The sequence below is a fragment of the Aquabacterium sp. genome (assembly GCF_029946005.1).
Taxonomy (GTDB): domain Bacteria; phylum Pseudomonadota; class Gammaproteobacteria; order Burkholderiales; family Burkholderiaceae_C; genus Aquabacterium.
Genome location: NZ_JAQSDR010000020.1, coordinates 1 through 20,102 on the forward strand (window position 1 = coordinate 1; position 20,102 = coordinate 20,102).

Here is a 20,102-nt window from a genome sequence, read left to right on the forward strand (position 1 = left end):
GAGGCGAGAGTTCATCCACTGGTTGTACTCTGCCATCGTGCGGCAATAGGCGGTAGTGATCATTTGATGGAGCTCAAAGGCCTACGAATTGGTATGTTGAACGCAGCCAAAAGCCTAACTCAATGTTCGGCATCTTCAGGGTCGCTGTCGGCTACCGCAGGCGCGATCACCTGTTCGCCGCGAGCCTGGGCCAGTTGGAAAACTTCCACCAAAAAGTCCAGCTTGGCGCGCACCTCGGCCTCTGCGCCCGGGGTCAGGGCCGCCATGGGCACCAAGGCATGCAGCTCCCCCTTCTTGAGCAGCATGGTCAGGCCCAGCTTGTGCGCCAACTGGCGGAAGAATTCCTCTGCCACGGTGCTGAGCTTGCGGCGTTCGGTTTTGGCCTCCCAAACCAATCGGGCGGCATCAGGTGGTGAATTGCCCCACAAGCGGTAATCCTCTTCATTGCCATCAAACACCATGCCAGTGATCACCTCCGCCAGGGCCTCTTCCACCGCCGTCTGGGCCTGCGCAGAAAACAGGTCATCCGCCGGGTAATGGCTGAGCGCATACCGGCGCAACACCTCGGGCGTCACGAAGTAGTTCTCGGCCTCGTAGCGCTTCCAGTAGCGCACCTTCAAGGCGCCTTCGTCACGGTCTTGCCGGTTCTGCCCATCGTTGTCGAGAATGGCCAGGCCCTTCAGTTCGGGCACCAGGTTGCGCAGGCCCTTGAAATGCTCGCGCGGGGTCACGCCAAAGCCGCCCTCGACGCGCTCCAGCTCGGCCTGCGCATCTTGCAGGGGGTAGTTGTTCTGCACATAAAAGGAGTTGATGCGCTCGTCCCAAATCTCATGCGCGGGATGGTTCAGGCGCACCGCCAGGGCGCGCAGCATGTCCAGGTCGGTGCCGCCCTCCACGTAGAGCACATAGCCCCGCTCGCGGGCCTTCACATAGTGCTCGGCGCCAAAATGCTTGAGGCTGTTGCGGATGTCCTGCTTCTTGGCCAGGTTGTCGGTTTTGCCCTCCAGCAGCAGGGTGAGGTTGTTGTCCAGGGCCTCATCCAGAATCACCTCGGAGTGGGTGACCATGATCACCTGCGACTGGTTCTCGGTGGCAATGTCGCGCAGCAGCACATACACCTGCTTCTGGCGCAAGATTTCAAGGTGCGCATCGGGCTCGTCCACCAGCAGCACACTGCGCTTGTGTGAGTAGAGGTAGGCAAACACCAGCAGCATCTGCAAAAAGCCACGCCCCGCTGACGACAAATCCAGCGCCTCTTTCACGCCGGGCTGGCGGTATTGCAGGGCGATGCTGCCGCGCGCTGTTTCTTGCGGCGCCTCCAGCGTGACATTGAAGAGGCGCTGCATCAGTGTGACGATGCGCTGCCAGTCATCCTTGGAGGACGTTGCCACCGACAAGCACAGGTTGCGCAACACATCTGCGGTGCGCCCCTGCCCCAGCAGCACATCGACGCGCCCAGGCTGGAGGATGGGCTCTTCGGTGTCCAGCCCCGACATGGGGTAAAGCAACTCAACCCGCAGCGATGCGGCGTGCGCGATCAGTGCCAGGTCGGTGGCCGCATCACCCTCGGGTGTGCAATACACCAGCTCATCGCCCTGGTTGCGAAAACGCATGGGCAGGGGCCTGACTTGCCCCTTGAACTCGATGCCCACCGTGATGGTGAGGTGGATGTCCTTGTTGCCCTTGCGCACATGGGTGTTGTGCCAGAAAAAGCGCGTGCGTTGCACGGGCACGGCCACGATGTTCAGGCGGTTGAGCGATGTGGCGGTGCGCTCTTTCGCGGAGGAATCCTTGCGCGCGTCATACCAGGCTCGCACGGCTTGCGACCACAGCGCCAAGGCCTGGATGGCGCTGGTTTTGCCGCAGTTGTTGGGGCCGATCAGCACGCCGGGGTGGTCGAGCTCAATGCGCTGCTTGGCGCCAAAGCGCTTGAAATTCTCGATTTCGAGGTAATGCAGGAGTCGCATGGTCAGTCGGTCCCTTCTGGGGATGATTGTCCACTGTTCGACAGCAGGGGGGTGACGCGGACACGGCCGGTGAGGAGGTCGTCCATGAGGCCGGATTTCAATTGCTTCAACTTGTTCATTTCATCAACCTCGCGCTCCAACCTGGCATCTTCCTCCGAGATGATTGACAGGATCTGATCCTGTTCATGCACTGGTGGCAAATGCACGGGTACTCCGCACAAGGTTTCACGATTGATGCTGGCCTGATTGGATGCAAACGCACGGGACATCAGCCATGCCCTGGAAGTTCGATGCTTTAACCAATGGAACAGATATGGAGCGCGGATCAAGTACGTGCGGCACCGAATGCGCATCATGTTCGATTCAAACACCGCCGGCTCGCCAAAATCCGGAACAAGCACAGGTTGCCCGACGCCTTCCCGAGTTGCGAAGACCCGCGACACCAGCAGATCCTCGCGCCGAAGGCTGAACATCTCTTGCTCCGCCTTGGTCAGACGCGCACGCCTTGCCAAGCTAGCATCGACTGAGCCTGACGGCGTGAAAGCGGTTTGCCCAATGAGCAGGGTGCCAGCCCCAATGTCACTTGCGGGCTTGTAGATGCCATTTCGTGGCATGCCGTCCATCAGGGGGCCTAAAGGATTGACTTTCCAAGTCCGACGTGTTCCGCTCTGCGGCGGCCGCAGTTCACCGTTGGCATCGATGCCTCGGGTAAGCAGGTCGTGCAGCAGGCCTTGCTTGACCTGCTTGAGTTTGGCGATGATGGCCTCGGTTTGGCGGATGGTGGTGTCGAGGGTGTCGAGGACTTCGGCAATCTGAGCTTGCTCATTCAAATCAGGACAGAAAACACTAAGCGGACGGAGCTCTCTCCAAGATGTACGCGGCATCTTTGTCCCGGCTGCCGTCTTCTCAGCCGATGCCCCGACTTTGTCAGTCTGAAGCACTCGCGCTGCAAACTTTGCCGAGACTCCATCACGAGGTCGAAGCACAAGAATGTCGGTGGAGCAATAACCTGCAGCTGTTGCCAACTCACATTTCCGCAAGTTAGGGCGAAGCTTTCCGAACAAAATATCCCCAGCTCGAAAAACTGAGTTGGTACTGATTGATTCGGAAGCTAACGCCGAACCAACAAAGCCCGCCCCATGTTGCCCAACGTGCTCCAATCCTATGTATGGAAGCGTCACGTCCTTGTTGCTAACGATCTTCTCATCAGTTGAAGCAACCAGCTCATCGAGACGTCGCTGCTCAAGCATGGTAGAGCGCTCGAAGGTAACCGCGAAGTGCTTCCGACGCGGTCTCACGTGCGGACTGCGTACTCGCTAGAGTCACGCTGTACTTGTCCCACCACCCCTCAAACGCCCTCACCACCTGCTGCCGCTGCGTGGCCACATAACGCTCCAAAATCACCGCCACATCCAGCTGCATGACCGTCAATAACAGCGCAGCCGCCCCCGCCTCATCCAGCGCATCCACGGCCTCATTCAATCGTTCGGCAAAGCCTTGCTGCTCGGCCTTCATCTGCTTTTTCAGCGTGGCCAGTTGCTGCTTCCAGGCTTTGAGCTGGGCTTCGTCCACCACGGGCTCTTCGTCGCCCGCATCGGCTGCATCACCTTCATCCCCCTCGGCCTCATCGCCCCGCTTGCCCGGCGTGGCCACTTTGATCTGGCTGTCCAGCTCGGCCTTGCGCGCTTCCAACTCCGCCATGGTCTGAATGAAGTCGCCCATCAAGCACTTCACCAGCTTGTGGTCCAGCGGATTGCCCTTGTGCTGGTCGTCGTCCAGTGCCGTGAGGATGCTGGTGCGCCACGCATCGACCACGCCCTTGGCGCCGCGAGCCATCAGGGTCATGAACTCGTACTTGGCATCGAACCAGAAGCCCGCCACGATGCCGCGCACTTGAATGCGGCTGAGCAGGCCCACGGGCTCCAGCGCTTCGCTAAAGCTGTGCAGCAGCTCGTGACGCAGGCCCACCAAACTTTTGGAACCCGCCAGGGCTGTGATGCGCGGGCTGTGGGCTTGCCACCAGGCGGCAAAGGCATCGCGCACGGCTTGTTCTCGGGCCAGCAGGCCGGGGTTGGCTTCGATGGCGGGCTTGAGGGCCTGGCGGTTGGTCAGCTCGGGCTTGAAATCAAAGTAAGCGGCATCGCGCTCAACCAACAATGCCAAGGGATCAAGCCCATGGGCCTTGAACAGTGCGGCTTTGGCCTGCACCTCGGCCTTGGGCACACCGCCTTGCAGGTGGGCGCGCACATCGTGCGGCTCAGGCGCCGGGGCGTTGTCGGCGTAGCGGCGGATGTTGAGGTTGTAGTCGTTCTCGCGCAGCGTGGCGTTGCTGACCACGGCGGAGAAGCCCGGCACTTCGGCAAAGGCATCGAAGGTGTCGGCGATTTTTTCGATGTGCTCGGGCAGCAGGTGGTTCTGGGCGCGGCTTTCGGAGTATTCGCGGTCGGCGTTGATGAAGAGCACTTTGCCCTGCCGCTCGGGCGGCTTGCCGCTGCGCTGGCCTTTGCCCTTGCGCATCACCAGCACGCAGGCCGGGATGCCGGTGCCATAGAACAGGTTGGCGGGCAGGCCGATCACGGCTTCCAACAGGTCAGCATCGATCATGCCGCCGCGAATGCTGCGCTCTTCACCACCCCGGAACAGCACGCCGTGGGGCATCACGGTGGCGAGTTGGCCGCCATCGCGCAGCACGGCCACCATGTGCTGCAAGAACATCAAGTCGGCCTTCTTGCTGCCCAGGGGCACTTCGCCATAGGCATAGCGCTCGGCGCGGAACTTGGGTGCCCAGACGGATTGGCCGCTGCGGTCGGTGTCGGCCGTGCCCCAGTTGATGGAGAACGGCGGGTTGGCCAGGATGCGGTCAAAGCGCATCAGCTCGCCGTTCTCAACGTGGGCGGGTTCGGCCAGGGTGTCGTCGTTGCGCAGGTCGGCACTGCTGATGCCGTGCAGCAGCATGTTCATGCGGGCAATGGACCACACGGTGCCGTTGGCTTCCTGGCCGCACAGGTCGGCTTTGGTGCCGTCGCCGCCGTGCTCGTCGATGTATTCCTTGGCCATGATCAACATGCCGCCCGAGCCCACGCAGGGGTCGTACACGCTGTGGCCTTGCTCGGGCTTGATGAGGCGCACCATCATGCGCACCACGGAGCGGGGCGTGTAAAACTCGCCGCCCTTTTTGCCGGCCGAGTCAGCGAACTCGCCGATCAGGTATTCATACGCCGCGCCCAGCAGGTCAGGGAACTCGAAGTCTTCATTGCGCAGCCGGTACAGGCTGAAGTGGTTGATGAGCTGGCGCAGCTTGATGTCGGGGATCTTGCTTTGGCCCACCTTGCGGCTGAAGTCGATGTGCTCCAGCACTTCTGACAGGCTGGAGTTGTTGCTTTCCAGGCCACCCAGGGCGCGGTTGAGGAAGCCGCCCACATCCTGGTGGGCTTCGTTCACAAGGTAGTCCCAGCTTGAGGTGTTGGGCACGTAAAAAGATTGGCCATACCAGCGGCGCAGTTCGGCGCTGAACTCGGCGTCGGCCCTGGATTTTTTGCGGGCCATCTCCTGGGCGATGACCTGTTCCTTGCGCTGGTCGAACACGTCGGAGCAGCGCTTGAGGAAGAGCATGCCAAAGATGTATTCCTTGAACTCGGAAGCATCCATCTTGCCGCGCAGGATGTCGGCGGCCTTGAAAAGGTGCCGTTCAAGCTGTTGCAAGGTCAAGGGCATGGGGGGAATCCTGTCGAAATTGGGGATTCTCCCTTAATCCAGCGCCCTCTCGGTTCACATCTCCACGATGGTCTTGAAGCCGCCGAAGAACATGCGCTTGCCATCAAAGGGCATCTTGTCGGGCGACATCATGTCCTTGAGGCGCGGGTCCGCCATCACCTTCGCGTTGATGGCATCGCGCTCTTCGCGCGAGTTGTAGAGGATCCAAGAGAACACCACGACCTCGTCGTCCTTGAGTTGCACGCTTTGGGGAAAGGACGTGAGCTTGCCGGGCTGCACATCGTCGGCCACGCATTCCCAGTACTGAAGGGCGCCGTGCTCTTTCCAGACCTTGCCTGCGGTTTCTGCCACCAGGCGGTAGTCGTCGAGATTGGCCTTGGGCACGGGGACCACGAATCCGTCAACGTAGTGAGTCATGTCGTTCTCCTTGAGGGTGATGGGTCCTGCAGTGTCCCAAACTCGGCTAAGGTTTGGCCCCAGGCCCATTCGATGGCCCCAGTATTTTTCAGGGAAGCACCATGATCAGAACCGCCACGGCCTCGGACGAGGCCGCCGTCATCAGCGCCCTTGTGCTGGCCTTCAGCACCGACCCGGCTGTGCGCTGGACTTGGCCCGACCCGCAGCAGTATCTGCAGAATTTCCCGCCCTTCATCAAGGCCTTTGGTGGGCGGGCGTTCGCGGCGGGCAGTGCCTACGTTGCGCCAGACTTTGCCGGGGCAGCCTTGTGGTTGCCGCCAGGCGCCGATATCGACGATGAGGGCGTGACCGACATCGTCGAGAGCACGGTGTCCAAGCGGGCAGAGAACGACGTCTTTCCGCTGCTGGAAGCCATGGGGCGCCACCATCCGCAGGAGCCGCATTGGTACCTGCCCTTGATCGGGGTGGACCCGTCCCGCCAGAACCAGGGCCATGGTGAGGCGCTGATGAAACACGCGCTGGCCGCCTGTGATCGCGATGGGCACCCGGCCTACCTGGAATCGACCAACCCGCGCAATGTGCCGCTGTACGAGCGGCACGGCTTTAGGGTGCTGGCTCGACTGCAGGTGGGCAGCTCGCCGCCCATTTTCCCGATGCTGCGCGAGCCCCGCATCCACGGCATGCCAGCTGCCTGATGCTGGGGTGTTGACGCGATGTCAAGCTGTGTTGCAGGCCGCTGGCCCGGCCCCAACTTGTACAATTAGATGCTTATGAATCCACCCCTTGCCCATGCCGACCTGATCGCCACCTTCAAGAGAGCGCAAGCAGACGCTGCTCACAAGTTGGGCTTGATCAAAACAGCTTCCCAAAAGGGCCCCCAGGCCATCAAGGCGGCGGTCGATGCCGCGGCAAGGGCAGAAAAGCGCAGGGATGCGTATGCGAAAAAATTGAGCGCCGTGGGCGTGGTTGTCGAGGATTGAACCGGGTTCAATGGCAGGTCGAGGCCTGCCGGGGAAACACGACCGCGGCGCGCAGCTGTTGCAAGCTGCCTGGCTCGCTCAAAAAGCGCATGACCTCGGCCGGTGTGGGCTTGGCGCCCTGGCTGGCCAGTTGCTCGATGCGCGCACGCCGTGCATGGCCGCGCAGGCCTTGCGAAGTGCGGCGTGAACCCATGGCGCCGCTCACCACCGCGCACAGGCGGGGGTTGTCCAGCACCTCGGTCCAGCCCAGTGGCTGGCTGGTTTGTTGCGCGTAATTCCAGGCGCGGCGCAGCACCGAAGGGGTCCACGATTCTTCCGGCACCAGCAGCAACTCTGATTGGCGCACCTTCTCGCCCAGGCCGGTGCGGCTGGTGAGCACGGTGAAGGGGATGGCCAGCAGCAAGGGCACGCCCACCGGCAACAGCCACAGCAAGGCGGGCGGGTGCAGCAGGGCCAGCACGGCCGCGATCGCCAGCACGCTCAGGCCTGCCTTGGCAAAGCTTTGCCGCGCTTCTTGCCAGCTCACATCGGTGGCCTCGCGCGGGGGCGATTTCCACTCCAGCTTCAAACCGGTGAGGGCGGCCACCACAAAGATTGAATGGGCGACCATGCGCAGCGGGGCCTGCATAGCCGACAGGCCGAACTCGATGAAGGCGCTTTGCACCAGCTTGGTGGTGCCGCCATGAAAGCGCTGTTCGTCCTTCATGACCACGGCCATCACGCCCAGCAAACGGGGCAGCACCAGCATCGAGATCGTGCCTGCCCACAGGCTCAGCACGCCGATGGTCAGGTCGCCTTCCGGCGTGAAGAACACATTGCCACCGACCAGCCACAGCATCGCGCCCAGGGCCACGTAGACCAGCCACAGGGGGGCCGACAAGTAAGCCAAGGCACCGGTGACCAGCATGCCGCGGTGCACGGCGTGCAGTCCGGGTTCGGTGATCAGGCGGGCGTTTTGCAGATTGCCCTGGCACCAGCGGCGGTCGCGTTGCAACTCGGCCAGGATGTGGGGCGGTTGTTGTTCGTAGCTGCCAACCAGGTCGGGCACCAGCCACACGTGGTAACCGGCACGGCGCATCAACGCGGCTTCCACGAAGTCGTGCGACATGATCTCGCCACTCAGGCCGCCTTCGCCTTCAAGCGGGGCCAAGGCGCAGTGCTTCATGAAAGGCTCGACGCGGATGATGGCGTTGTGGCCCCAATAGTGGGCCTCGCCCAGTTGCCAGTACTGCATGCCGGCGGTGAACAGGCGGCCCGTCACGCGGGACGAGAACTGCTGGCCACGGGCGTGCACGGTGTTCAGTCCGCAACCTTGCGGCGCGGTTTGCAGGATGCCCGCGGTGGGGTGCGTTTCCATCAGGCGTACCAGCGTGACCAGGCAATCGCCGCTCATCACGCTGTCAGCATCCAGCACGACCATGTAGCGGTAGTTGCGGCCCCAGCGGCGGCAGAAGTCGGCCACGTTGCCCGCTTTGCGCTTGATGCGGCGTTGGCGCCAGCGGTAGAAGATGCGGTCGCTGCCGAGTTGGCCGCGCAGTTCGGACCAGGCGGCCAACTCGGCGGCGCGCACGGCGGGGTCGCTGCTGTCCGACAGGATGAAGACATCGAACAAGCGATCAGCGCCCGTGGTGGCCAGCGATTCGCAGGTGGCGCGCAGGCCGGCGAACACGGTGCTCACGTCTTCATTGCAGATGGGCATGATGACGGCGGTGCGTGCGCTGGCGCTCAAAGGGCGCTGGCTGGCGGTGTTTTTGGACAGGGCGTGCTGGTCGCCTTTGACCAACACCCAGAAGCCCATGACGGCGGTGATGCAGCCTGCCGAAACCCAGGCGAACAGCAGCGCGAACAGGCCGATCTGCAGCCACTGCAGCAGGGGGTGTTCGTAGGTGGGTTGCGACGAGGCCAGTACCGTGGTGGCCAGCACCGTGCTCAGGGCGATCAAGGCCATCAGCACGCGGCGGCGCAGGCGCGCAGCCTGCTCCCAGGCGGCAGGGGCCACCCCTGTGCTCGCCGTGGTGGCTGCACCGCGAACAGCGCCACGGCCCTTGACGGCATCGACCAGGCCCCGTGTGAAGCCGCGCCAGGGCTGGGCCACCATCGCGCCACGCGCGTGCAGCGGCATGCTGGGGCCGAAGGCGCTCACGCCCTTGGCGGGCCGGGACGTGCGGCTCATTGGGGAGGAATGACGTTGGTCCATGTCTCGCTCACTGTGAGGTTGCCGTGTTGCAAAAAGGCGCGCAGCTCGACGGGCTGCGTGTCTTTGATCTGTTTGACCTTCAAGGTCATGCGCCAGGTGCGGTTGCCCCCGTTGCGGTAAAGGTTGCGTTCGACGATCTCGCCGTTGCCATCGCTGCTGACCACGGCTTTGAGCACCGCCTTGGCGGGCAGCTTGTCCAGCGCGGGGCCGGTGAACTCGACGAGGTACTGGCGCTCGTTGGCGGCCAGCGCGTCCAGTCCCTGGCCCACGCGCGATTGCGTCACCCAGGCGGTGGGCGGGCGTTGCTGCTGTTCGCTTTGCCAACGCACCTGGTAGGCCAGCTTCAAGGGCTGGCCGACTGCGGGCAGCTTCTCGGGCACCCAGTAGGCAACCACGTTGTCGTGGGTTTCATCGGGGGTGTTCAGTTGCACGAGTTCGACGCGGCCCGGGCCCCAATCACCTTGCGGCGTGATCCAGGCGCTGGGGCGGCGGTCGTAGCGCGCTTCGGCATCTTCATAGCTGGCGAAGTTGCGGTCGCGCTGCATCAGGCCAAAGCCGCGCAGGGACTTCATCGCGAACGAGGTCGTCAGCGTCTGCTTGGGGTTGATCAGGGGGCGCCACAGCCATTCGCCTTCGCCAGTGGCCACCATCAGGCCATCAGAGTCGTGCACTTCGGGGCGGAAGTCGCCAGGGCGCGGTTGGTTCTCGCCCGACAAGAACATGCTGGTCAGCGGCACCACGCCGAAGGTGGCCACCGGGCCACGCAAAAAGAGCTGCGACTGCACCTCGGTAACCGTGTCCGCGCCGGGCTTGACCTCGAAGCGGTAGGCGCCTGTGACGCGGGGCGATTCCATCAAGGCGTAGACCACCAACGATTTGGCCTTGGCCTTGGGTTTTTCGATCCAGAACTCTGAGAAGCGTGGGAACTCCTCGCCCTGGCCGCCCACCGTGTCGATGGCCAATCCGCGCGCCGACAGGCCGTAGTGCTGGTTCGCGCCGATCGCGCGGAAGTAGCTTGCGCCCAGGAAGACGATGACCTCGTCCTTGTATTTGGCGGTGTTCATGGGGTAATGCACGCGAAAGCCCGCGTAACCCACGTCACCCCAGGTCTGCGGCGACAGCTTGTTATGGCCGTAGTCGAAGTCGTCGCGGTTGAAGGCGATGTGACGAACCTCGCCTTTGGGCGTGATCTCGTTGATCAGCACGGGCTGGTTCTGCAGCTTGCCCAGGTGGAAGAACATCAGCTCGAAGGGCAGCTTGTCCTGGCGCCACAGGGCGCGTTCAGGCTTGAAACGGATGTCGCGGACCTGGTCGTAGCTCAGGGCCTTCAGTTCATCGGGCAGGGTGGACTTCCTGGGCTCGTAGGGCTTGGCGGCGAGTTGCCGGGCCTGGGTGGCCACATCCTGCAGATCAAAGGCCTGGACCTGGCTGGAGGCCGCCAGCAAGGCCACGCCCGCCAATACCCAGCCGGGCAGCGTGCGGGCTGTCCAGATGGCAAGGCGTGAAGCGGCGGTGTCCATGCGGTGGTCCAAGGCGGTTGCAAAAAGAGTGGTCCTGGGCCTCTCTTTCGCAATGCGCGTGCCACGCTGAAAAACCGTTGTGAATCAAGGGCTTGGTGATGGCCTGTCGTCAAACTCGCCAAGAATGCCGCGATGCAGCAGCCAAAGCGTCGGGCCAGCCCGACGGGCACTTCGGTCAAAGTTGCCAAGTGCTTGATTCACAAGGAGAAAAGCTTGTCGCTATTCAGCGACAGGCCCATCGGCGCGGAACACGCCCGGGGTCAGGCCATGCTTTTGCAGCAGGCGGTAGAACTCGGTGCGGTTGCGGCCAGCCAGGCGGGCGGCGTCGGCCACGCTGCCGTCGGTCAGCTTCAGCAAATCGACCAGGTATTCGCGCTCGAAGCGCAGTCGAGCCTCGGTGAAAGTGAGCACTTCCACACTCGGAACCCGAAGCGCTCGCTGCACCAGTGCCAGGGGGATCAAGGGCGTGGTGGCCAAGGCGCTGACCTGTTCGACCACGTTGTGCAACTGGCGCACATTGCCCGGCCACGGGGCGGTGGCCAGGGCCTTGATCGCCTCGGGCGCGAAGCCGTTGACGCGCTTGTTGTACTTCAGGGCCAGCTTGGCCAAAAAGTGATTGGCCAGCAGGGGAATGTCTTCACGTCGCTCGGCCAGGGTCGGCAAAGTCAGCGACACCACGTTCAGGCGGTAGTACAGGTCTTCGCGGAACTCGCCTTCGGCCATGGCGGCGTCCAGGTCGCGGTGCGTGGCCGACATGATGCGCACATCAATCGGGATGGCCTGGCTGGCGCCCACCGGCCGCACCACGCGCTCTTGCAGCACGCGCAGCAGTTTCACTTGCAGGGCCACAGGCATGTCGCCGATCTCGTCCAGAAACAAGGTGCCGCCATTGGCCGCCTGGAACAGGCCGGCGTGGTTGGCCACCGCGCCGGTGAACGCGCCCTTGATGTGGCCGAACAGTTCAGATTCGAGCAGGCTTTCGGGGATGGCGCCGCAGTTGACCGCGACGAAGGGGTGCGACGCGCGCGGGCTGGCGCGGTGGATGGCCTGGGCCAGCACCTCTTTGCCACTGCCGCTTTCACCCCGGATCAGCACGCTGGCGTCGGAGCCGGCTACCAGCTTGGCCTCGGCCAGCAACTCGGCCATCACGTTGGAGCGGCTGACGATGGCTTCACGCCAGGATTCGTTGGCGCTGGCGCTCTTGCTGTGGTCGGTGGGCGAGCCCAAGGCCAGGGCCTGGCCGATGGTTTCCAGCAAGGCTTTGCCGTTGAAGGGTTTGGTCAGGTAGGTGTAGACGCCGCGCGAGGTGGCCTCGACCGCGTCGGGGATGGTGCCGTGCGCGGTCAGCAGGATCACGGGCAGCGAGGGGTGCTTGGCGCGGATGGCGTCGAACAGCGCCAGGCCATCCTTGCCGGGCAATTGCACATCGCTGAGCACCAGTTGCGGCCGCTCCATGGCCAAGTGCGACAGCGCGGCCTCGGCCGATTCGACCGCCGTGACGCGGTAGCCCGCGGCCGTCAGGCGCATGGACAGCAAGCGCAGCAGATCGGGGTCGTCATCGACCAGCAGGACGTGGGCGCTCATGGGCGTGGCGTGGGCTTGGAGGGCGACGCTGGCAGCGTGGCTGGACCCGGGGCGGGGGTGGTGCGGCTGTTCAGGCTGCGTTCGATGGACTTGAGCGCTTCCAGCTTTTCGTTGAGCTGGTCGAGCTTGCGCTGGTTGTCCTTTTGCGCGTCGCGCAGTTGCTGGTTGACGCGCTCGGTCTGCTCTTCAGCGCGGCGTTGCTCGGCATAACGGCTGGACAGCAGCCGGGCCAAGCCATGCCAGGCTTGCGCTTCCATCGATGGGTTGCCAATGACCTGGTCCAGCAGGCTCTGGGCCTTGGCCAGATCGCCATTGGCGCGGGTGTAGCCCAGTGCCAGTGCCAGGTCCATCGTGGCCTGGACCGAACTGGCGCCATCGCCCAGCCGGGTCAATTCGCGGGACAAATCAGGCGGGGTCAGCTTGGCCAGGCTCTCCTGGTAGGCCAGCAGGTGGCGCGCGGCGGTGTCCACCGGCTCCAGGGTGGGCACGTAGACGATGGCCGGGGCAGGGGGCAGTTCGACCACCTTGGCCTGCGGCGTTGGCTGCAGCGGCGCACAGGCCGTTGCAGCCCCGGCCACTACCAGGCAAGCAGCGATGCAGCGTTGCCGTGAGCGGGCCAGCCAGGGCTGGGAATCAAATGACAGCATGCGGAAGCTCGATTCGAAAATGGGCGCCCGGTCCATCGGGCAGCAGGTCCACGCGGCCGCCATGCGCCTCGACGTACTCGCGCACGATGGACAGGCCGATGCCGGTCCCACGCACGGCGTCTTCGGGCTGGCGTTCACCACGGTAGAAGGGTTCAAACACCCGGGCCATGTCGCTCTCGGCGACGCCAGTGCCTTGATCCACGATGTCGATGCGCGCCAGCCCTGGTGAGCGGGACAGTGAAAATTGGATGGTAGCGCCCGGTGGGCTGAAGCGGATGGCATTGGACAAAAGGTTACCCAAAGCGGTGCCCAGTTTTTCGGGGTCCACCTCGACCTGCAGCGGCCCGCCGGTCACGTTCACTTGCAATTGGCGTGCTTGCCATTGCAGCCGTTGGGCGTCGATCAAGCTCTTGATTAGCTCGGCCAGGTCGGTCTTGCGGCGGCTCAGTCGGCGGGCATCGAAGGCGGCGGCGTTGAAGCGCAGCAGGTCCTCGATCTGGCTTTGCAACGCGGCCGTGTTGTGCCCCAGGATCTGGGCGATCTCGCGCTGGTCGGCACTCAGCTCGCCGGCCACGCCGTCTTCCAGCAAGGCCACGCCTTCGCGCAACGCGGCCAGCGGCGTCTTCAGCTCGTGCGAAACGTGCCGCAGAAAGCGCGACTTGTCATCGTCCAACTCCTTCAGGCGCAGGCGCAGCCACTCCAGACGCTGGCCGAGCGAGCGCAAGTCGCTGGGGCCCTGGATGTTCACGGGCTCGTCCAGGCGGTTCTCGCCCAGGCCCACGATGGCGCGCTCCAGCCGCTTCAAGGGCCGGGTCAGCCACACGCCAAAGCCCAGGGCCATCAGCACGGCCAGCGCGATAGCGATCAGCACCTGCCGGGCCAGGGCGGCGCGGCCCGCTTCCAGCTCATCTTGCAGGCGGTGGTTGCGCTGTTCGCTGTCTTTGCGCACCTGTTCGGCGATGGCCGCATTGGTCAGGTCCAGCTCGCGGAACTGCTGGGCCAGGGCCAGCTCGCGCAGGTGCCCGGTGGATTTGGGGCCTTTGAATTTGTCGGTGATCACGGTCAACTGGCCGCGCCAACGCGAGACCAGGGCGGGGGGCAGTTGCTGCGCCTGCAGTTCTTCCAGCACTCGGTTGGCGTCTTTGGTGGCTTCCTCGAAGCGCTTCAGCAGCACCGGGTCGTCCAGCACCAGGTACTGGCGTGCGGCGCGTTCCATGGCCACGCTGCGTTCGGCCAAGTGCTGGGCGCCAGCGCTCAGTTGCACCGCACGTTCGGCGGCGGAGCGGCTTTGCACCATCAGCCGCTCCAGCGTAAACAGGCCACCCAGCGACGCGGCCGCCAGCAGCCCGGCGATCAGCAGGAAGGCCACCAGCAGCAGTTGGCGGAAGGAAGCGCGGTAGAAGGTCAGCATGCCCATGGGGTCGAGATCGATCCATGGACTTTAGTGCAGTGCGCGCAGCGGACGCGGTAAATGGAGCTGCAGTCAGCCAAGGCCGTTTCTTTTGGTAACGGTTTCCCCGACTTTTGGGGGAGGTAAATAGAAGCTACTTTCTATAGACTTCGCTTCACGGCGATTGAAATATTTTTCTTTATGAAATATTACATTATTCGCAGCTCTGCCGTCTGCATAACACATCATCAGGGGTGAATATCATGAATAGTAAGCGTCAACAGCGCGGTCAAGGTATGACCGAATATATTGTCATCGTTGCTTTGATTGCAGTCGCAGCAATTGCAACCTATCAATTCTTTGGTCAAACGGTTCGCAGTCAGACTGCCGGTATCGCCCAAGAACTGTCCGGCAAGTCCTCTACCACGGCCATGACCCAGGCCGCGACCGCAGCGACTGCCGCCCAAGCTGAAGGTTTGGCTAAGAAGGGCATGGACAAATACGACAACGCCAAGGCGCGTTGATTTGTATATCCGCACGAGTTAAAGAAACATGACAGCCAACCCCTTGGGGGGTTGGCCGATAAGTCAGGGAGCGGCGCGTCAGCGTGGTCAAGCATTAGTCTATGGACTATTTGTTCTGGCCGGAGGCTTGACGGCTTTATTCTTCCTGTTCAACGTCGGTCAACTCACGCTTGAGCGAGACAAACTGACCACCACAGCCGATGCAGTCGCCTACAGCGCCGGTGTCATGAATGCCCGCGCGCTTAATTTCACGGCTTATACCAACCGTGCGTTGGTGGCCAATGAAGTGGCGGTTGCGCAAATGGTGAGCCTGGCGTCCTGGACGCACTTGATCGAAAGTGAGGGGCAAACCGCAGCAACCCTGGGCTGCGAAACCATTTGGAATTTTCCGTACGGCGCCACTTTTGCTCGGTATGGCACCTTGTGCATGGGGCTCTTCTATTCAGCGGCCTACACCGCCAGCATCTCTCAGTTTCTGGACAACGCAGCGCCGGTCATGGTGACGGCGATCGAGGGTGTGAAGACGATCTTGCAAGGGACCCAAGCCATCATGGTGGGCGTTTTGATTGCGCAGCGCCCTGTGGTCATGCAAGAAGTGGCTGATGCCAATTACCGCAACAATGGGAGCATCCGTGTTGAATTGCCCCTTGAAGATGATTTCCTGTTGTTCGATGGCAGTGGGCCTTTTTTGACGTGGCGAACGGGCGCTGCTCGAAATCGCCTCGCCAGCGCCGCAGTGGCTGCCGCCAACAGTGACCCGTTCGTGCCCGGCCGAAATTGGACGGATGAGCAAGATATTCCGCACCCGTGTGCGTTTAGCTTGAAGAAAGACCAAATTGATCGGACTGGCGGGACGTCCCTGGTTGGCCTAAATGAGTGGCGCGCCGCAGACAATGTTCGCTATACCCACTACTACACGAGATGGAGTTGGCGCGGCCCAAGATGCAGGTCCACCGGCACAACATGGGCCTCAGGTAAGCAAAGCGCGGGCGGTAAGGGGAGCAGCACCAACTGGACTGCCTATAAAGGGATTCCCTCATACCTTGACCTGTCGGATCGCGCGCTGAGCTTCACCCCTGAGAACGGCAACCCCAATAAACGAGACCCCCGCCTGCGCTTCACGGCTCGGCTCACTCGGGATGTTGCCCAAACAGCGACCTCTGAGGGCCGCTCCAGCATCAAGCCCGCGCCGGGAGGCGGCATGTACGGGATCAATCAATTCAAAAGCAATGCCGCCAAAAACCAATACGGTGCAGTGGCGACATCCGAGGTGTACTTCGAACGCCCCGTCAAGCGAGCCGATGGTCGAATTGAATTGGCCAACGTGTTCAATCCGTATTGGCAGGTGCGCCTTGTCGAAACATCCAACGGCGTGAAGGCGGTCGCCCGAGCGCTTCAAGGGGTGGCATTTTGAAGGGTGCTGTTTGGCTATGGCGTGTCGGCTTTTTAGCTCTGGTGGGAATGTCCTCGCCATTGATCTCGCGCGCCGAAACGGCAATGGAGCGCCAGATATCAAGCGAGTCCTCACCGCACAAGGGGCTGCGCGCCGAGGGCCCTGCCGTTGCGGCTCATTGGGCCCGATACATTGAGCAAGTGGGCAATCAGGCGTCCAACGAAAAACGTCTGAATCAGCTTCGCCGAGGAGTGGCGGACTGTGCTCGCAGCAATCGAGAAAGCGGCTTGCCCGTTGTCGAAGTCAAACAGTGGCCCTCTCGCGTGAGTAGTGTGCGTACTGACGTTTACGTGGCCTTCGATCGTGTCGCCACTTACAGCCATGGCGTGGCATATGCGCTTGATGCGCAGAACTGCTCCCTCGTCGAACAGGAGAGCCTGATGGCAACAGTGCGCTCATTGCAAGGTGTGTGCAAAGTAGATCTGTTGGCAAAACTTGCCACCAGCACCTGCGCCAACACCCGTCAAGCTGCTCGACGTCCGATGCCTTCCGCCATGGCACCCAGGCCCGGTTCTTCGCTTTCCACCATGCCATCTCCTTTGGCGCCACATGTCACAGGGGAGCGTCGAACCATCGCGGGCCATACCTGCGATGTGGCATCCAACCCGCTGGATCCCGACCAAGGCACTCGCTGCTATGCGCGTGGAGGGATGTTTCCTGGTCATGGCCCGCATGTGGTGGACGACGGCACCGCGTTGGTAATCGAGTCGGTCTCGAAAGAGGGTTTTGTGTTCAAGGCAGACGAAGCGAGCTTCGACATGGCCGCCCCTGCTGGCATTTTTTCGCCTCATGAGCGAGCGGGTATTCGCATCGAGGGGGCCAAAGAATGAAAGTTACTAATGGCAGGCGCTCACAAGGAGGCCAAGCGCTAAGTGAGTTCTTGGTCGCATCCCTGGTGCTGGTCCCGCTTTTTCTTCTGCTGCCGATGATTGGCAAATACCAGGATATCTCGCATGCCACTTTGATGGCCAGTCGTTATGTGGCGTTCGATGCCATGGTGCGCAACGACAGCGTGAATTCCTGGAAGCCCGAAGCCCAGGTGGCGCAAGAAGTGCGCCGACGTTTCTTTGGGGATTCCAAGACTCCGATCAAGACGGACGATACCGGGGGCGACTTCACCGCCGACCGCAACATGCTGTGGGTTGGGCCATCGGGAAAGCCGTTGATCGAGAAATTCGACCGCGATGTGCTCGTCACATTCGGGCCTGATAAGGGCACAGCGCACGTCAACGGTTTTACTTCTGCCCACGATCATCAGGCATTCCAAGGTCGTAGTCGCTTTGATTTGCCGGCGCGTGGCATCTACAACGCCAACGTTACCGTGTCGCTGGCCAATCTACCGAGTGGGCTCAAATTCATCGAGCCGTTTGACACGCTCAATTTGACGGTTTCGCGCACGACCGCGGTTCTGCTTGACCCTTGGGCCGGTCGAAGTCCGAGTGCGGTTCAAGGCAAGTTGGACAACATTTTGATCAACCCCGCGGTTGGATTGGCCCCCATGGATCCCGTGCTGGATTTGGCCGTGCAGGCGCTGGATGGCAGGCTACTCACGCTGGGCGACATTCGGGGTCCCAAGCTCGGCAAATTGCAGTTCTGGGCTGATGTCGTACAGCCTGACCGGCTTCGGTAGACGTATGAGTCGCAACCTGTTCCAAGCCATTCCCATGCAAATGCTCCCCAAAGTTCAAAACGGCAAGTTCGCTCTGACCCGTTTGATCGCCGTTGTGCTCTTCATCGCAGTGCTTGCCTCGGTCGCACTCGTGCGCCCAAGCATCGGTGCAGATCAACCCCAGGTCTGGCCCACTGTCCAATTGCCAGCTGATGCCGAATCGATCGGGATCAGTGATCGCATGTTGGCCAACGGCGTGCCAATGCGCACGAGTAGCTTCGCCGCCAAGGGAGATGTGGCGACCGCTGTGGCGTGGTTCAAAGCCAGACTGGGATCGCCCCTGACGGAAGACCGCCTTGGCAATAAGACCATTTTGGGGCGCCCAGAGGGCAACTACTACATCACGATTCAACTTGAGCCGATCGACACCGGAGTGCTTGGCCTGATCGGAGTCAGTGACATGAGGTATGCGTTGACGCAGCAAAGCCGCTCACATGACGCCAAGGACGCCTGGATCCGCGACCTGCCGTCGGGCACGAAGGTCTTGAATCTACTCGTGTCGCAGGACGATGGAAAGTCGTCCACGTACTTGCTGGCCAGCAATCAGCAAAGCGACTCCCTTAACGCAGAGCGTGCTACTCGGGCGCTTGAGCGCCGTGGCTTCGCAGTCGAGCGCCGGGTCAATCTCGAAAAAGGCGCCACAGTCAACGGCAGCGTTATCACGGTGTCAGGGCGGGCCGTGCTCTTCAAGTCTGCCGACCGCGAAGCCACCTTGATGGCATTCCACGATGAATCAGGCAAGGCCGCGGTAGTGATCAACACAGTGGTACTGACGGGGGGGCGCGCTCCATGACGCCACAAGCTGCTCATGTTCGCCGCGCACGCGGTCAGGCCATGGTCGAGTACATGGTTGTGGTTGCGGCCATAACGTTTGCCTTGTTCTATCCAATCAAGGATGTATCCAGTCCGGATCAACCCCGCACAACAGTCCAGATCATGGTGAACGGCTTTCGCGAAGCCTATCAAAACATCAGTGCGGCACTGTCCATTCCAGAGTAAATCAGGTCGTATATGAAGTTGCCGTTGCCCAAAAAATTCAAGCCTTCAAAGGCGGTTGTTGTTCTTGGAGTCGCCATTGTGATTGGCTTGCTTGCCGCATTCTCAGCGCGCACTTATCTCAGTAACCGAGTCGAAGAAATTGACGCGCAGGCGCGGGGCAAGATGATCGATCTTGTCGTGGCCAAGATCGATCTCGACAAAGGCGCACAGTTGACGAACGAGAACGTGGCCGTCCGCTCGATACCTGTCGAATACGCGCACGAGGCAGCCATTTCACCGGCCAACTTCGATCGAGCTGAAGGCGAGAAGCTCGCTTACCCGCTCAAAGCCGGCCAAATGATCATGTGGGGCCTGCTTCAAACGAAAAGGGTTCCGACGTTCTCCGCTCGTGTCGAGGTCGGACATCGCGCTATGACGGTGCCGGTCGACGAAATCAGTTCCATTTCGGGAATGCTGGAGCCAGGCGACGTCATCGACCTGATCGTAACGGTGGACAGCGAAGGCAAGAAGACGACGTTTCCTCTGCTGCAAAGCGTGTCGGTCCTGGCCACTGGACAACGTTCTATTGACGATCCCAAAAGCGGTGAACGTCGCGAGTTCTCGACGGTCACTTTAGACACAACGCCAGAGCAAGCTCAACACGTGATCATGGCGCGAGAAGGCGGAAAGATCACGGCCTTGCTGCGAAACCCGCAAGACAAGGAAAAGATGGGTGACCAAGCCGTCGACATCGCGTCAATGCTCGGCGGTAAGGCTCTTCGCGGAGCAACGGCAACGACACTGGGCGGAGCGGCCTCAGATGAGGGAGTCCCGGTGTTGTATGGCGGCGGCGGAGGCAAGTTCACGCCTGAGCAATTGAAGATCGCAGGCACTCCTCGCCAGGCTTCAGTCAAATCGGCGCCCCAATTGGATGGCATCGACAAGCCAGCCTCCGTCACCACCGCTGCAGGCAAGCCGAGCGAGCAGCTCATTGAGCAAGCCAAGGCCTTGGTCAGCGCGCAGCGTCCCAATTCGAAATAGCAGTACTTGAAAGTGTTCTGA

General features: G+C 61.8%; 18 protein-coding genes. 9 read left to right on the forward strand and 9 right to left on the reverse strand.

Going from position 1 to position 20,102, the window contains the following annotated elements; translation table 11 throughout:
* Positions 1 to 119 precede the first annotated feature (119 nt).
* The 4 genes from PSV38_RS12805 to PSV38_RS12820 are packed head-to-tail and all read right to left on the reverse strand — an operon-like array spanning position 120 to position 6,098.
* Positions 120 to 1,967 (reverse strand): AAA family ATPase, encoded by a 1,848-nt coding sequence (locus PSV38_RS12805; protein ID WP_300547989.1) that lies wholly within the window; start codon positions 1,965 to 1,967, stop codon positions 120 to 122.
* Between the two features lie 2 nt (positions 1,968 to 1,969).
* Positions 1,970 to 3,217, reverse strand: a complete 1,248-nt coding sequence (locus PSV38_RS12810; protein ID WP_300547990.1) for a restriction endonuclease subunit S — start codon at positions 3,215 to 3,217, stop codon at positions 1,970 to 1,972.
* Positions 3,210 to 5,681, reverse strand: a complete 2,472-nt coding sequence (locus PSV38_RS12815) for an N-6 DNA methylase (RefSeq protein ID WP_300547992.1) — start codon at positions 5,679 to 5,681, stop codon at positions 3,210 to 3,212. The genes PSV38_RS12810 and PSV38_RS12815 overlap by 8 nt, the downstream gene beginning before the upstream one ends.
* Before the next feature lie 54 nt (positions 5,682 to 5,735).
* Positions 5,736 to 6,098 (reverse strand): DUF1428 domain-containing protein, encoded by a 363-nt coding sequence (locus PSV38_RS12820; RefSeq protein WP_300547994.1) that lies wholly within the window; start codon positions 6,096 to 6,098, stop codon positions 5,736 to 5,738.
* Positions 6,099 to 6,199: 101 nt separating this feature from the next.
* Here PSV38_RS12820 and PSV38_RS12825 point away from each other — a divergent pair, with 101 nt between their 5' ends.
* Both PSV38_RS12825 and PSV38_RS12830 read left to right on the forward strand, forming a co-directional pair.
* The gene (locus tag PSV38_RS12825) at positions 6,200 to 6,793 is read left to right on the forward strand and encodes a GNAT family N-acetyltransferase (protein ID WP_300547995.1); all 594 of its coding nucleotides are present in this window, start codon (positions 6,200 to 6,202) and stop codon (positions 6,791 to 6,793) included.
* Between the two features lie 75 nt (positions 6,794 to 6,868).
* Positions 6,869 to 7,078 carry a hypothetical protein gene (locus PSV38_RS12830; protein ID WP_300547997.1) on the forward strand — a complete coding sequence of 70 codons (210 nt, stop codon included), beginning with the start codon at positions 6,869 to 6,871 and terminating at the stop codon, positions 7,076 to 7,078.
* A gap of 7 nt (positions 7,079 to 7,085) precedes the next feature.
* Here PSV38_RS12830 and mdoH read toward each other — a convergent pair whose 3' ends face one another.
* The 5 genes from mdoH to PSV38_RS12855 form a co-directional block, all read right to left on the reverse strand.
* Complete coding sequence (gene mdoH, locus PSV38_RS12835) at positions 7,086 to 9,251, reverse strand: glucans biosynthesis glucosyltransferase MdoH (protein ID WP_300547998.1); 2,166 nt, start codon at positions 9,249 to 9,251, stop codon at positions 7,086 to 7,088.
* Positions 9,248 to 10,795: a glucan biosynthesis protein G gene (locus PSV38_RS12840; RefSeq protein ID WP_300547999.1), complete on the reverse strand. Its 1,548-nt coding sequence runs from the start codon at positions 10,793 to 10,795 to the stop codon at positions 9,248 to 9,250. Before PSV38_RS12840 ends, mdoH begins: the two co-directional genes overlap by 4 nt.
* Before the next feature lie 219 nt (positions 10,796 to 11,014).
* Positions 11,015 to 12,379: a sigma 54-interacting transcriptional regulator gene (locus PSV38_RS12845; protein ID WP_300548000.1), complete on the reverse strand. Its 1,365-nt coding sequence runs from the start codon at positions 12,377 to 12,379 to the stop codon at positions 11,015 to 11,017.
* Positions 12,376 to 13,026 carry a hypothetical protein gene (locus PSV38_RS12850; RefSeq protein WP_300548002.1) on the reverse strand — a complete coding sequence of 217 codons (651 nt, stop codon included), beginning with the start codon at positions 13,024 to 13,026 and terminating at the stop codon, positions 12,376 to 12,378. The genes PSV38_RS12845 and PSV38_RS12850 overlap by 4 nt, the downstream gene beginning before the upstream one ends.
* Entirely contained in the window at positions 13,013 to 14,443 is a 1,431-nt protein-coding gene (locus PSV38_RS12855; protein WP_300548004.1) for an ATP-binding protein, read from the reverse strand. The genes PSV38_RS12850 and PSV38_RS12855 overlap by 14 nt, the downstream gene beginning before the upstream one ends.
* Before the next feature lie 236 nt (positions 14,444 to 14,679).
* Between PSV38_RS12855 and PSV38_RS12860 the strand changes: the two genes are divergently transcribed.
* Genes PSV38_RS12860 through cpaB form a run of 7 tightly spaced genes read left to right on the forward strand, consistent with a single transcriptional unit; the run spans position 14,680 to position 20,081 of the window.
* Positions 14,680 to 14,940, forward strand: a complete 261-nt coding sequence (locus tag PSV38_RS12860; protein ID WP_300548006.1) for a hypothetical protein — start codon at positions 14,680 to 14,682, stop codon at positions 14,938 to 14,940.
* 28 nt (positions 14,941 to 14,968) lie between these two features.
* Positions 14,969 to 16,354 (forward strand): pilus assembly protein TadG-related protein, encoded by a 1,386-nt coding sequence (locus PSV38_RS12865; RefSeq protein WP_300548008.1) that lies wholly within the window; start codon positions 14,969 to 14,971, stop codon positions 16,352 to 16,354.
* A 47-nt stretch (positions 16,355 to 16,401) separates the two neighbouring features.
* The gene (locus PSV38_RS12870) at positions 16,402 to 17,223 is read left to right on the forward strand and encodes a hypothetical protein (protein ID WP_300548010.1); all 822 of its coding nucleotides are present in this window, start codon (positions 16,402 to 16,404) and stop codon (positions 17,221 to 17,223) included.
* 50 nt (positions 17,224 to 17,273) lie between these two features.
* Positions 17,274 to 18,023, forward strand: coding sequence for a hypothetical protein (locus PSV38_RS12875; protein ID WP_300548012.1), 750 nt, complete (start codon positions 17,274 to 17,276; stop codon positions 18,021 to 18,023).
* Positions 18,024 to 18,057: 34 nt separating this feature from the next.
* Complete coding sequence (locus PSV38_RS12880) at positions 18,058 to 18,855, forward strand: hypothetical protein (RefSeq protein WP_300548014.1); 798 nt, start codon at positions 18,058 to 18,060, stop codon at positions 18,853 to 18,855.
* Positions 18,852 to 19,061: a hypothetical protein gene (locus PSV38_RS12885; protein ID WP_300548015.1), complete on the forward strand. Its 210-nt coding sequence runs from the start codon at positions 18,852 to 18,854 to the stop codon at positions 19,059 to 19,061. The genes PSV38_RS12880 and PSV38_RS12885 overlap by 4 nt, the downstream gene beginning before the upstream one ends.
* A gap of 12 nt (positions 19,062 to 19,073) precedes the next feature.
* Complete coding sequence (cpaB, locus tag PSV38_RS12890) at positions 19,074 to 20,081, forward strand: Flp pilus assembly protein CpaB (RefSeq protein WP_300548017.1); 1,008 nt, start codon at positions 19,074 to 19,076, stop codon at positions 20,079 to 20,081.
* Positions 20,082 to 20,102: the final 21 nt, after the last annotated feature.